The 13,736-nt window shown below is 68.7% G+C and carries 9 protein-coding genes; all 9 read right to left on the bottom strand.

Translation table 11 applies throughout. The features are described 5' to 3' along the window. Positions 1-21: 21 nt before the first annotated feature. On the bottom strand, positions 22-1,188 hold the full coding sequence (locus RR3_RS15545) for a DUF3566 domain-containing protein (protein WP_072786469.1): 1,167 nt from the start codon (positions 1,186-1,188) through the stop codon (positions 22-24). Continuing rightward, positions 1,189-4,974 carry an intein-containing DNA gyrase subunit A gene (gene gyrA, locus RR3_RS15550; RefSeq protein ID WP_064066402.1) on the bottom strand — a complete coding sequence of 1,262 codons (3,786 nt, stop codon included), beginning with the start codon at positions 4,972-4,974 and terminating at the stop codon, positions 1,189-1,191. A gap of 150 nt (positions 4,975-5,124) precedes the next feature. Continuing rightward, a complete protein-coding gene (locus tag RR3_RS15555; protein ID WP_017681012.1) occupies positions 5,125-6,057 on the bottom strand; it encodes an MHYT domain-containing protein in 933 nt (310 codons plus the stop codon). 40 nt (positions 6,058-6,097) lie between these two features. Further along, the gene (locus tag RR3_RS15560) at positions 6,098-6,934 is read right to left on the bottom strand and encodes an MHYT domain-containing protein (RefSeq protein ID WP_064066403.1); all 837 of its coding nucleotides are present in this window, start codon (positions 6,932-6,934) and stop codon (positions 6,098-6,100) included. Next, positions 6,934-7,488 carry a GTP-binding protein gene (locus RR3_RS15565; protein WP_003936635.1) on the bottom strand — a complete coding sequence of 185 codons (555 nt, stop codon included), beginning with the start codon at positions 7,486-7,488 and terminating at the stop codon, positions 6,934-6,936. Before RR3_RS15565 ends, RR3_RS15560 begins: the two co-directional genes overlap by 1 nt. Positions 7,489-7,501: 13 nt before the next feature. After that, entirely contained in the window at positions 7,502-7,876 is a 375-nt protein-coding gene (locus RR3_RS15570; RefSeq protein WP_003936636.1) for a DUF742 domain-containing protein, read from the bottom strand. A gap of 13 nt (positions 7,877-7,889) precedes the next feature. Continuing rightward, the gene (locus RR3_RS15575) at positions 7,890-8,306 is read right to left on the bottom strand and encodes a roadblock/LC7 domain-containing protein (protein ID WP_003936637.1); all 417 of its coding nucleotides are present in this window, start codon (positions 8,304-8,306) and stop codon (positions 7,890-7,892) included. Further along, complete coding sequence (locus RR3_RS15580) at positions 8,303-11,290, bottom strand: sensor histidine kinase (protein ID WP_199915382.1); 2,988 nt, start codon at positions 11,288-11,290, stop codon at positions 8,303-8,305. Before RR3_RS15580 ends, RR3_RS15575 begins: the two co-directional genes overlap by 4 nt. Before the next feature lie 338 nt (positions 11,291-11,628). Continuing rightward, positions 11,629-13,662, bottom strand: coding sequence for a DNA topoisomerase (ATP-hydrolyzing) subunit B (gene gyrB / locus RR3_RS15585; RefSeq protein ID WP_010595447.1), 2,034 nt, complete (start codon positions 13,660-13,662; stop codon positions 11,629-11,631). Positions 13,663-13,736: the final 74 nt, after the last annotated feature.

The raw sequence follows: 13,736 nt of genomic DNA on the forward strand, positions 1-13,736 counted from the left end.
GTGGGGACTCGTTTCCCCAGCTCAGTCCGGGTCCGCGAGGGTCACCTGCACGCCGCCGACGAGGTCGGTGCACAGGTTGTAGATGAAGGCTCCCAGAGTGGCCAGGGCCGTGAACAGGATCGTGTTGACCAGCCCGATCACCGTCGCGTACCCGAAGACCTGACCGGCGGTGATGAGGCCACCGCCACCGGTGTCGGACACCATGTCCGTGAACGCGCTGTTGAGCCGTTCCCACACGCCCATGCCTTCGAGCACGCCGTACAGCAGGCCGACGGCGACCATCCACACGAAGAACAACGAGACGGAGATCACCGAGGAGATCTTCAGCATCGACCACGGATCGATGCGGCGCACCTGCACCGTCGCACGCAACGGCTCGCCCGCGACCGGAGCCGCCGTCGCGACCGGAGCAGCCGGCTGCGCGGCCGCCGGCTCTTCGACCGGCGCGGACGGCAGCGGATGCTTGACCGTGGACAGATCCGGCAGATCCTTCGCCAGGTCCTTGCGTTCGATGTGCCGCGTCGGACCGTCGATGACGGCGGCCTTCGTCTTGGCCGCCGACCGGTCCGCGCCAGCCGTGGGCGCGTTCATCGAGGCGGCCGCGGTGCCGGTGACGACCGGCCGGGTCGGGGGCGTCGCGGCGCCGGGCCGGTTCCCGGCCGGATTTCCGCCGGAACGAGCCGCCGGCTGCTTCGTCGGGCCCGGCTGCTGTCCACCCGGCTGCTGTCCACCCGGCTTCTGCCCGCCCGGCTTCTGTCCGCCCTGCTGCGCCGATCCGGCCGGATCGGTCCCGGGGCGCGCAGCGGACTTGTCACCGGCGGTGTCGCTCGGGGTGGGCACTACGGGACGTCCGGTCGAGGACGGTGCCTGACCCGGACGGGCCAGGTTCGTCTGCGGCACGTTCTGCGGGGTCTCCTGCTGATTCCCGCGCTGCCACGGAGGTGTGGGAGGCCCGCCCGGACGTTGCTGCCCGGGACGCGACGTCCCGCCCTCCGCCGTCGGGGGCTTGGCCGTGCCGTCGGCCGGCACGCCCGGGTTCGCTCCCGCCCCGGGGTTCCGGGCGGCACCGCCCGACGGCGTCGCTCCGCCGGCCGGCTTCCCGGGCACCTCTCGTCCGTTCTGACCCTTCGGCGGCTGCGCGGGCGGCGGACCCTGCTCGGCGCCGTTCGGTCCCTGGGGAGTGCTCACTTACGACTCCTTCGCTTCGAGTGCGGCGCTCTCCTCGGGCTCGTCGGCGTTGCGTGCGATCGCCAGCAACGTGTCCCCCTCCCCCAGGTTCATCAACCGCACACCCTTCGTCTGTCGGCCGGCCTTGCGCACCTGCTTCGCGGGGGTCCGGATGACGCCACCGCCCGAGGTGATCGCGTACAACTCGTCGTCGTCGTCCACGATGAGCGCTCCGACCAGAGTGCCACGCTTGCGGTCGTACTGAATGGTCAGCACGCCCTTGCCGCCGCGTCCCTGCGCCATGTAATCCTCGATCGGGGTGCGCTTGGCGTATCCACCGGACGTCGCGACCAGCAGGTACGTGCCCTCACGGACCACGTTGAGCGAGAGCAGGGCGTCGTCCTCGTTGAACCGCATGCCCTGGACGCCCGAGGTCGCCCGGCCCATCGGCCGCAGCACCTCGTCGCTCGCCACGAAACGGATCGACTGCCCCTTGGCGGAGACCAGCAGCAGATCGTCGTCCGACGAGCACAGCACCGCACCGACCAGTTCGTCGTCGCCGCGCAGGTTGATCGCGACGATGCCGCCGGACCGGTTGGAGTCGAAGTCCGACAGTCGCGACTTCTTGACCAGGCCGTTGCGGGTCGCGAGCACCAGGTAGGGGGCGTCCTCGTAGGACTTGAGCCGGATGACGCCCTGGATCCGCTCGTCCGGCTGGAAGGCCAGCAGGTTGGCCACGTGCTGGCCGCGCGCGGTGCGGTTGGCTTCCGGCAGCTCGTAGGCCTTCGCCCGGTACACCCGGCCCTTGGTGGTGAAGAACAGCAGCCAGTCGTGCGTGGACGTCACGAAGAAGTGCTTGACGATGTCGTCCTGCTTGAGATCGGCGCCCTTGACGCCCTTGCCGCCACGCTTCTGGGACCGGTACAGGTCGGTCTTGGTGCGCTTGGCGTAGCCGGTCTCGGTGATGGTGACGACGACGTCCTCGCGGGCGATGAGGTCCTCGTCGGAGACGTCCCCGTCGGCCGCGACGATGCGGGTGCGACGGTCGTCGCCGTACTTGTCGACGATCTCCTTCAGCTCGTCCCGCACGATCGCGCGCTGACGCTCGGGCTTGGCGAGGATGTCCTTGAGGTTGTCGATCTCGAGCTCGATCTCGGCGAGTTCGTCGACGATCTTCTGCCGTTCCAGGGCCGCGAGACGACGCAGCTGCATCGCCAGGATCGCGTCGGCCTGGATCTCGTCGACGTCGAGCAGTCCGATGAGGCCGGCGCGTGCGTCCTCCACCGTCGCCGAGGCGCGGATCAGCGCGATGACGTCGTCGAGCGCGTCGAGCGCCTTCACGAGACCGCGCAGGATGTGGGCCCGTTCCTCCGCCTTGCGCAGCAGGTACCGGGTCCGCCGGACGATGACCTCGATCTGGTGGGTGACGTACAACCGGATCATCTGGTCGAGCCGCAGGGTGCGCGGCACGCCGTCGACGATCGAGAGCATGTTGCAGCCGAAGCCGGTCTGGAGCTGCGTGTGCTTGTAGAGGTTGTTCAGGACGACCTTCGCGACGGCGTCCCGGCGGACGGTCACGACGATGCGCATGCCCGCACGGTCCGACGACTCGTCGTGGATGTCGGAGATGCCGGCAATCTTGCCGTCCCGGACCTGCTCGGCGATCGAGGTGATCAGATTGTCCGGGTTGACCTGGTACGGCAGTTCGGTGATGACGATCGAGGTCTTGCCCCGGGCGTCCTCCTCGATCTCCACGACACCGCGCATCCGCACCGACCCGCGGCCGGTGGTGTACGCGTCCTTGATGCCCTGGCCGCCGACGATCAGGCCCGCGGTCGGGAAGTCCGGGCCCTTGATGCGCTCCATGACGGCGGCCAGGGTGGCTTCCTCGTCGGCCTCGAAGTTCTCGAGCGCCCAGTAGATCGCGTCGGCCACCTCACGGAGGTTGTGCGGCGGGATGTTGGTGGCCATGCCGACCGCGATACCGCCCGAACCGTTGATCAACAGGTTGGGGATACGGCTGGGGAGAACCACCGGCTCGAGCGTGCGGCCGTCGTAGTTCGGCTGGAAATCGACTGTCTCGTGGTCGATTTCGCGCAGCATCTCCATCGCGAGCGGGGTGAGCCGGCACTCGGTGTTGTGGCTGACGAATCCGTTGGTGACGAACGCGTGATCGTCGGTGTCGACCCGCAGGCTGTAGACCGGCTCCACGTCGCCCTCGGCGACGAAGGCCACCTCGGCGTAGTAGAACCGGCCGTCGGTCAGCTCCTCGGCGATGGCTCGGGCATCGGGTTCCGTGATGTGCGACGCGATCTCGTCACCACCGTGCTCCCAACGTTCGATCCGATCGACGTTGTGCCGCCGGAGCCAGTTGACGTTCGCCGGATCCGTCGCGCCGTGCGTACGGAGGAACGCGGCGAGACCGGGGACGTAGTCCGTGCTCATGGAGCGTGCCGCCGCCGCGGGGCTGCTCGACTCCGCCGCGGCAAGGACCGGCTCGAGCTTGCGCTGCTTGCAGCCGACGAAGCCGATACGTTCGGCGAACAGGCGGGCGTCACGCCGGTTGGTGACGGCGACCTTGTACTCACCGGTCGCGTGCCGATACCGGCGGCTGACGACGCCGAACTCCAACAGCAGCTGCTGCACGTCCTTCGCCAGTTGCAGGCTCCGCGTGGAGTACGACACCTGCACCGTGTTGCGTGGTAGCGACGAGCACGATCCGTCGCCCTCGAACAGGGCACCGAGGAAGATGCGCTTGAGTGCTGTCGGCGACTCCCAGATGAAGTCGGGAACGCTCTTGCGGTCGCTGCGCTGACCGATCACACCCGCCAGCACGCTGCGCCGCAGCATCGTCAGGTCCTGGACGTCGAGCTCGTGCAGTGTCGAACCCGACTTGATCACCCGGCTGTAGACGTAGCGCCGGCCGCCGACGACCCGATCGAACGCATCCACGACGCGATCGAAGAAGTCCCGGTCGAGGTTGTTGAACCCGGCGCGGTTCTCCGAGACGAAGCCCTCACTGACGAACGCACCGAGCAGCAGTGCGGCAGCCGCCTCGTACTCGTTGTGCCTGCCGTGCTCCTCGGCGGAGGGAACACGCTGCAACACCACCCGGTCACCGCTGCGGATCTCGTCCAGCAGCTTCCACAGCAGGGTGGGAACACCCGCCACATCCACCAGGCAGAGCACCGGGTGATTGGCAGTTCCGCGCATCTCGTAGCCCTCGACCGTGCTGAGGGTGTATGTGCGATGGGTGCCCGAGTGGAACAGCATCTCGGCCATCACCGGGTTGCCGTGACGATCGAGAACCTTCAGGTCGATCTCGTTGTCGCTGTCGGGCTCGACGCCGGGCAGGATCTCCGAGATGCGGATGCTCTGGCCGTGGGGCATTCGCACGAGCGTGTCGCCCGGCACGCAGTACCGCATCGCGGCTGCGCCGTCGTTACCGCGGGACCCGAAGTTGCCCTGGCCGTCGACGAGCGGGTAGCGCATCGACCACGGCTGCGCGAGCCGCACGAGTGTGTCGTAGATCGAGGCGTCGCCGTGCGGGTGGTAGTTGCCCATCGTCTCGGCGACGGCACGTGCCGACTTCACGTAGCCGCGGTCCGGGCGGAACCCGTTGTCGTACATTGCGTACAGGACGCGGCGGTGCACCGGCTTGAGACCGTCCCGCACATCGGGCAGGGCGCGGCCCACGATCACGCTCATCGCGTAATCGATGTAGCTGCTCTGCATCTCCTGCTGGATGTCGACGGGCTCGATGCGGTCGTGCCCCGGCCCCTCCGGCGGCAACGTGGTGTCGGTCATGAGCTCCTTCTTCTACTCGGCTCGAACGCCGCGGACTTCCGTCCGGCGCGCGTCTCGCAACCACCCGAGTCTATAGGTGCAGGTCAGCTCGCACACCGACCGATGCGGCGATTCCGCTCGGCCGGTCCGTCCCGGCGTCCGAAATTTCCTTCACGAGCGCCCCGGAACGGAGGCGTCGTCGTCGGTGGCCCAGCGGGCGAACTCCTCCTCCAGTGCCATGTCACCCCGGCTGGGGGCGAGCAGCAGCGCGGCGATCGGCACGGCGAGAACGGCGATGCCGAGCACGAAGGAGGGGAACAGCAGTGCGGTGACGGTCCGGCCCGACGGCAGCGGGACGGTCGGATCGACCTCGACGCGCACGCCGGCCATGCCGGTGTAGTGCAGTGCGACGACCGCGCAGCCCATGAGCAGGGCGGCCGGGACGCGGAGCACCCATCGATCCGCGGTCTGCGCGAGCCACAGGGCGACCGTGGCCGCGACGACACCGATGGCCACCGAGGCGACGACGAAGCTCGGGTCGTGCTCGAGCGAGCCCTGGATCCGGATGGCCCACATGCCGCTGTAGTGCATGAGGCTGACCGCGAGTCCCATCCCGAGGCCGCCGACGAGCAGGCGGGCGAAGGACGGCACGCGGTTCACCCACGCGGCACGGGAGCTGACGAGCCAGAGCCCGAACCAGGTGGCGGCCACCGACAGCGCGACGGAGAAGACCGTCGGCCCCAGGGCGTACCGAACTGCGGTACCGGGAATGTCGAAGCCCATCATCCCGATGAAGTGCATGAGCCAGACGGCCACACCGCCCACCGACAGGGCGGCCATGGCCATCCAGCGGCGATGGCCGCGGTCGGTGGGCGCGGTCAGCGACTGACGGGCGCAGGAGAGACCGACGAACGATCCGACGACGGAGGTGGCATAGGCGAGGAAGAACACCCACATCCCCATGGAGAAGTGGTGCATTTCGTGGGACATCGTGACCTTCCGAGCACGGCGCGCGAAGCGGTCCGTGCTCGTGGTGGCGCGCCTCACCGAATCGATACGGGCTGCGACTCCGCCCCCCTCGACAGCGATCGGAGCGTATCGCATCGATGTAATTCGGGAGGGTCCCGGTCCCGCCCCCGTCCGATCAGGCGAGCGGACTGCGCGGGTCGACCGGACGGTGTTCCCGGGCCCACGCCTCGGCCTCGGCCTCGAGGGCCGCCGCCACCCGATCGGGAGCCATGAGCAACGCCATGATCGGCACCGTCAGGATCAGCATGCCGAGCACGAACACCGGGAAGAGCACGGCGAACACCTCGACGCCCGAAGGCGCCGCCGTCGACGGATCCACCGTCACCCGCACCGCCGCCATCGCGAGGAAGTGCACGCCGATCACCGCCGCGCCGGCGACGATGCTGCCGACGATCCGCATCCACCGGCGGTCGGCGACCGTCACCAGCCACAGGACCATCACCGCGGTGAGCCACGCCGCCACGACTGAGGCCGCCACATAGGTCGTGTCGTATGCGACGGTGCCCTGCAGTTCCATCGCCCACATGATCGAGTAGTGCACGCCGGCGATCCCGGCACCGAGGACCAGCGATCCGCCCAGCAGCCGTACCGGCGCGGCACCGCGCGACGGCCGGACACGGCGCGACACCCGCTTCGGCTGCACGACCACCATGGCGACGAACGCGGATACCAGCGCCACCGCCATCGAGAAGACGATGCCGGGCAGGTCGTATCGAATGATGCTGCCGTCCACCGTGAAACCGGCCATCGGCAGGAAGTGCGCCAGCCACACCCCGACGCCACCGGTCGAGAGCGCAGCCCGCATCAGCCAGTACAACCGTGACCGTTCGGAACCGGCCGTCAACGACTTGCGGGCACTGGCCAGCCCCACGAGCAACCCGATCGCCGCCGTCACGTACGCCAGGACGAGCACCCACGTGCCCATGCCGAACAAGTGCACGTGTGTGTCCATCAGGGCGCTACCGGCTGGTGCAGCTTGCGCAGCGCGTACTCGGTCACCGTCACGAGTGCCGACTTGGCGGACTCGCGATCGCGCGCGTCGATCGAGACGATCGGCACGTCCGCCGACACCGCGAGGGCCTGACGAATGTCCTCGGTCGGGTAGCGCGGGGCGTCGTCGAACTCGTTGATCGCGACGATGAACGGCAGGTTCCGGGCCTCGAAGAAGTCGACCGCCGCGAAGCTCTCGTCCAGACGCCGGGTGTCGATGAGCACGATGGCCCCGATCGCACCTCGGATCAGGTCGTCCCACATGAACCAGAACCGGTGCTGACCCGGCGTGCCGAACAGGTACAGCACGAGATCCTCGGCGAGGCTGATCCGGCCGAAGTCCATCGCGACGGTCGTGGTGGCCTTCTGCGGTGTCGCGCTCAGGTTGTCGACGCCGTCACTGGCGTTGGTGACCAACGCTTCCGTGCGCAGCGGAACGATCTCCGAGACCGCCCCCACCAACGTGGTCTTGCCGACGCCGAAGCCCCCGGCGATCACGATCTTCGTCGAGGTCACCCGCTTCGGGGAGTTAGAGTTCGCGAAGTCCACTGAGGACCCTTTCAATCAGCTCACGACGCTCCGCGTCGCTCGAATCGTCTTTCAGGGTGGCCAGGATCCGTACATGCCCGGCTTCGACGAGATCCGCCACGAGTACGCGCGCCACCCCGATCGGCACACCCACCCGCGCCGCGATCTCGGCGACCGACGGGGACTCCCTGCACAACGCCACGATCGTGGCGTTGATGTTGTCCAGGTCCCGGGCACGGTCGTCCGTGCCCGGGAGGACCTGGATCAGTGCCTCCAACGCCAGCTCGACCGCGGGGCTGGTCCGCCCCGAGGTCAGTGAGTACGGCCGGACCAGACTGGGCTGGGCCGGCGGCGACTCCGCCTTGCGTTCTTCCATGGCCACCTCGACGTCAGGACCCCAGACCGATGCGCGGAGTGGCCTCGACCGATGCCCCCACACGATCGACCAGGAGTGCCATCTCGTAACCGACCTGCCCGATGTCGCACTCCGAGGCGGTCAGCGCCGCCAGGTGCGAGCCGTCGCCCACGCTCATCAGCAGCAGGTAGCCGTGCTGCATCTCGACGACGGACTGGAGCACTCCGCCGCCCTCGAAGAGCTGGGACACACCGTTGGACAGGCTGGCGAGTCCGGACGTGACGGCAGCGAGCTGCTCGGCACGGTCGACGGGCAGGTGTGCGCTGGCCGCCATCAGGAGGCCGTCCGCGGACACGAGCACGGCGTGGGAGACGCCGGGAACCTCGCGCGCGAAGTTCGACACCAACCAGTCCAGAGGACGAGTCACGTCGGATCCATGGTCAATGTTCATCGAACTCCCTGTTCGTCGGTCTGGGTGGACGCGTGCGCGGAGGCCCGCCCGTTGCGAACCCCTTGCTGGTGACGGCTCAGGTTGGCCCGGATGGCCTCCGGGTCGCGCCGCCGGACAGCCGGCACGGATCCGGTCGCCGGCGAGGCGACCGCACCGGGCACCAGCCTATGACCGGGTGCACGCCGCGGGAGACCCGCGGTGGTGAGTTGCTCCACCGGAGCCTGCGCAGCCTCCTGGGCGGCCCTCCACCCGGCATCCGCCCGTGAGTTCCACTCCGGACGGCGGTCTTCGGGCTGACTCGTCGGATCGACGAGCCAGCTCGACATCATGTCGGCGAAGATCGGCGTGCCGGCACCGGGATGCGGACGCAAGGTGTCGACATCGGGACGCGGCTGGAAGAACGACGCCGTCTTGGCCGGGTTCGTCCGGTACCGATGCCGGGAGGCGCGACCCGGTTGTCCGTCGGCCGCTTCGTCCCGAGTTGCGGACGGTTCGGAATTGCGTTGCGCAAGCGCGGATTCCGATGCGGCCGGCGGTATCGGCAGACCGGGGGTGCTCCCCGGCCGGCGCTGCGGCAGACCGTTACCCGGCGCACCGTTGTTCGGTGCGGCCGCCGGCTGGGGCGAGATACCCGGCGTGGCGCCCGGCCGGCGCTGCGGCAGACCGCTACCCGGGGACCGGGGCGCCGCCGGGGCGGGAGCAGGAGCGGACGAGACCGTCTCCGTGCGACGCGACGGCAGGACCGGTGTCGGACCGGGTTGACGCCGGGGCAGGTCGGCCAGCGGCGTGGGCTGGCGCTCCGGTGCGGCACCGGGCTGACGCTGCGGCAGACCGGGAGTGGAGCCGGGCCGGCGCTGCGGCAGCCCCGGAGTGGCACCGGGCTGACGCTGTGGCAGACCTGCGGCCGACTCCGCGGCCACGGGTGCCGCCTGTCGCTGCGGCAGTCCGGATCCCGGCTCCCGCTGCGGCAGTGCGGATGCCGGCTCCCGCTGCGGCAGTGCCGATGCCGGCGCAGGAGCGCGTTCCGGCGCGGCCGGGACTGTGACATCGCGGGGTGGCCGCGGCGCGAGGGTCTCGGCCGGACGGCCGTCCTCCCCCGTGCGCGGCTGCGGCCCGGTCTGCGACAGGGCGAGCGGCGAGACGAGGAGCACGTCGGGAATGTGGACGCTGGCGGTGATGCCCGGGTTGCGCGCGGTGTCGAACGTCGGGCGCAGCCGCACGGTGAGGCCGTGTCGGGCCGCGAGGCGCGAGACCACGAACAGACCCATGTGACGGGCGGTGTCGGGACCGACCTCGCCGCCGAGAGCGAGACGCTCGTTGATCGCGTCGAGTTCCTCGGCCGGGATACCGATACCGCGGTCGGCGATCTCGACGAGCAGACCACCGTCGACGGCGCGCGCGAAGCTGAACGTCACGGTGCTGTCCGGCGGCGACGCCCGCAGCGAGTTGTCGACGAGCTCGGCGAGCAGATGCACGATGTCCGTGGCGACCGTACCGCTGAGGGCGCCTTCGGGCGTCGAGCCGATCTGGACCCGCTGGTAGTCCTCGACCTCGGACATCGCGGCACGGAGGATGTCACCGAGCTGCACGGGTGCGGAATGACCGCGCCGCATCCGGGTTCCGGAGAGAATCAGCAGGTTGTCACCGTTACGGCGCATGCGCGCCGCCAGGTGGTCGAGCCGGAACAGGCTCTCGAGCCGGGCCGGATCCTTCTCCTCGTACTCGAGCCGTTCGATGAGGCCGAGCTGCTGCTCGACGAGCGACTTGCTGCGCCGGGCGAGGGTTTCGAACATGTCGTTGATCTGCAGGCGGAGGTGGGCCTGCTCGCCGGCGAGGCGCAGAGCCTGCCCGTGCATGTCGTCGACGGCGCGGGCGAGCTGGCCGATCTCCTCGGTCGTGTGCACCGGGACCCGGGTGAACTCGATGTCCTCGACGTTGTCGCCCACCTTGATGCGGTCGATCGCGTCGGGGAGTTCCTGCCGGGCGACCTTGAGCGCGCCGTAACGCAGGCGCCGGATCGGGCCGACGAGCGACCGCGACACCAGGAGCGCCAGGACCAGGGCGGCGAGCAGGGCGCCGAGCACGATCGCGGTGTCACGCAGAGCGGCGGAGCGGGTGTCGGAGGCGCGGGTGAGAACGGTGCTGCTGATCGCGTCGGATGCTTCGTCGATGAGGGTGCCGTAGACCTCGACACTCTCCAGCAGCGACGCACGCAGGTTCAGGATGGGCAGGGGGCCGGCGCCCGCGGCGTCGATCATCGCGGTGCGCTCGGCGACGCCGCTGCGCAGCTCCTGGATCTGCGCATCGGACGCCGGGTACGACCGGGCGAGCGTCTCGAGCATGGCCAGCTCGGATCCGGACGCGGACACCAGCGTGGTACCGGGCTGGTCGGGGTCCCGCAGGATCGCCACGATGCCCATCACCTGGTCGAAGAGGTAACGCTGGGACGCCCAGGCATCGACGAGGCGGGTGCCCTCGGCGAGCACGGACGGATCCTCGATCGGCTCGACGATGGCTTCGACGATGCGGATCAGATCCTTACGGATGGTGTTGGTCTGCTCGTTGAGCTCGGGCAGCGGGATGTCCCCGGCCGCGATGCGGTCTCGCAACGACTCGGCGGCGGCCACCGTGCGGGTGAGGTCCGCGGCGATGACCGGATCCAGCTCCGGATTCCGGGACACCGCCCGGACGCGTTCGAGCGTCGCGTCGAGATTCTCGATCTCGTTCGTGACGCCGGTCCCGGCAGCCAGCGTCGCGGAGGCGGTACCGAAGGCGGTACCGAAATCGACGAGGTCGGGCACGACGGCCACCTGGTCGGCAGCGGACGAGAAGTGGACCGCGTTGGAGAGCTCCTGCTGCACGCGCAGTCCGCCCAGGACCATGGCCACGGTCACGGGAACGGCGAGAACGGCGGTCACCTTCCAGCGAAGGCCCCACCCTTCGATGTTCCACCACCGCTGCCGAGGTGGCGATTCGTCACTCATCTTTCCAGCTCACTTTCCACCCGGTTTCCGCCGCCGACCCACACCCGCGCCACACCGCTCGGCGTCGAGGAGGTGCGTCTGCGGGTGGAGTGGTCGGAAGAGACGTTCCTGAGTGCACGCACCATATCCGCCCGAGTGCGGATCACGAAAGGAGCACGATCACTCCCCGAACCGGCGGCAGTCGTGTCTCGAAGCGGTCGACGCGCCGAAAACTCTACCGACCAGTAACATTCGCGGCCCCGGAACGGGCGGCCGACGCGCCGAAGGGCGGCGAAAGCGTTCGTGTGAACCTCGTCACACCACCGCTTTCGCCGCCCTTCCGCGCCCGCGAGACCCGGTCAGACGTCCAGGAAGCGGACGTCCTTCGCGTTACGGGTGATGAAACTGCGACGTGCCTCCACGTCCTCACCCATCAGCACGCTGAACAGTTCGTCGGCGGCCGCCGCGTCGTCGAGCGTGACCTGACGGAGCACGCGCACGCTCGGGTCCATGGTGGTCTCCCACAGTTCCTTGGCATTCATCTCGCCGAGGCCCTTGTACCGCTGGATGCCGTCGTCCTTGTTGATCTTCTTGCCGGACGCGAGGCCACGCTCGAGCAGGCCGTCGCGCTCCCGGTCGGAGTACGCGAACTCCGGCTCGGAACGCTGCCACTTGAGCTTGTACAGCGGGGGCTGCGCCAGGTAGACGTGCCCGTGCTCGACCAGCGGGCGCATGAATCGGAACAGCAGCGTCAGCAGCAGGGTCGCGATGTGCTGGCCGTCCACGTCGGCATCGGCCATCAACACGATCTTGTGATAGCGCAACTTCGAGATGTCGAACTCGTCGTGGATACCGGTACCGAAGGCGGTGATGATCGCCTGGACCTCGTTGTTCTTGAGGACCCTGTCGATGCGCGCCTTCTCGACGTTGATGATCTTGCCGCGCAGCGGCAGGATCGCCTGATACATCGAATCGCGGCCCGACTTGGCGGAGCCGCCGGCCGAGTCGCCCTCGACGATGTAGATCTCGGACTTGCTCGGATCGTTGGAGCGGCAGTCCGCCAGCTTGCCGGGCAGGCCCCCGAGGTCGGTGGCGGACTTGCGCCGGACCAGCTCGCGGGCCTTACGAGCGGCGACGCGGGCCTGGGCGGACGAGACTGCCTTCGTCACAATGGTCTTCGCGTCGGCCGGGTTGGCCTCGAGCCAGTGCGACAGGTGCTCGTTGCAGGCCTTCTGCACGAACGACTTGACCTCGGTGTTGCCGAGCTTGGTCTTGGTCTGACCCTCGAACTGCGGTTCGCCGACCTTGACCGAGATGATCGCGGCCAGACCCTCACGGATGTCGTCGCCGGTGAGGTTCGGATCCTTGTCCTTGAGGAGCTTCTTGTCCTTCGCGTACTTGTTGACCACCGAGGTCAGCGCCGCACGGAAGCCCTCCTCGTGGGTGCCGCCCTCGTGGGTGTTGATCGTGTTGGCGAAGGTGTGGACCGACTCGGAGTAGCCCGAGTTCCACTGCATCGCGACCTCGAGTTCGTGGCCGGTGCCCTTCGCGGTGAAACCGACGACCGAGTTGTGGATCGGCTGCTTGGTGCGGTTGATGTGCCGCACATAGTCCTCGAGGCCGCCCGGGTAGTGATAGACGCGGACCTTGACCTTGTGCTGCTGCTCGATCTCGGCCTGTTCCTGCTCCTCGGCCTTCTTCGGTGCCTCGGCGAGCTCGCTGACGACCTCGTCCGTGACCTCCTCCGGCGCGACACGCTCATCGGTCAGCGTGATCGTCAGGCCCTTGTTGAGGAAGGCCATCTCCTGCAGTCGCCGCGCGACCGTCTCGAAGTTGTAGGTCGTGGTTTCGAAGATGTCCGGGTCCGCCCAGAACCGGACGGTGGTGCCGGTGGCCCGGGTGGGCTCACCCTTGACCAGCGTCCCCGGCTTGGAGGACTGGTAGGTCTGCTCCCAGTGGTACCCGTCGCGGTCGATCTCGACCTCGAGTTTGGTGGACAGCGCGTTGACCACCGAGATGCCGACGCCGTGCAGACCGCCGGACACCGCGTAGGCGTCGGAGTCGAACTTGCCGCCCGCGTGCAGCTGCGTCAGCACGACCTCGACGGTCGGGACGCCGGAGGCGTGCATCCCGACGGGGATACCGCGGCCGTCGTCGACGACCTGCACGCCGCCGTCCTCGAGGAGGGTCACCTCGACCTTGGTCGCGTGGCCGGCCATCGCCTCGTCGACCGAGTTGTCGACGACCTCCCAGATCAGGTGGTGCAGACCGCGCTCACCGGTGGATCCGATGTACATGCCGGGGCGCTTGCGCACCGCCTCGAGCCCCTCGAGGACGGTGATGGAGGAAGCACCGTAGTCACTGTTGCTCTTGTTCGACTTCTGGGCAGCCACGGGTTGGTAGCTCTCCTTCTTCCGCCTGGGCCTCGCGCACACGCGCGCATTCGGATTCATCCTACTGCCCGGAA

The sequence above is a fragment of the Rhodococcus ruber NBRC 15591 genome (genome assembly GCF_001894945.1).
Taxonomy (GTDB): Bacteria; Actinomycetota; Actinomycetes; order Mycobacteriales; family Mycobacteriaceae; genus Rhodococcus; species Rhodococcus ruber.

Excerpts from the sequence above, each read along its gene's own strand:
- RR3_RS15580 (WP_199915382.1), bottom strand. The coding sequence starts at position 11,290 with ATGAGTGACGAATCGCCACCTCGGCAGCGGTGGTGGAACATCGAAGGG.
- gyrA (WP_064066402.1), bottom strand. The coding sequence starts at position 4,974 with ATGACCGACACCACGTTGCCGCCGGAGGGGCCGGGGCACGACCGCATC.
- RR3_RS15570 (WP_003936636.1), bottom strand. The coding sequence starts at position 7,876 with ATGGAAGAACGCAAGGCGGAGTCGCCGCCGGCCCAGCCCAGTCTGGTC.
- RR3_RS15560 (WP_064066403.1), bottom strand. The coding sequence starts at position 6,934 with ATGGACACACACGTGCACTTGTTCGGCATGGGCACGTGGGTGCTCGTC.
- RR3_RS15575 (WP_003936637.1), bottom strand. The coding sequence starts at position 8,306 with ATGAACATTGACCATGGATCCGACGTGACTCGTCCTCTGGACTGGTTG.
- RR3_RS15555 (WP_017681012.1), bottom strand. The coding sequence starts at position 6,057 with ATGCGATACGCTCCGATCGCTGTCGAGGGGGGCGGAGTCGCAGCCCGT.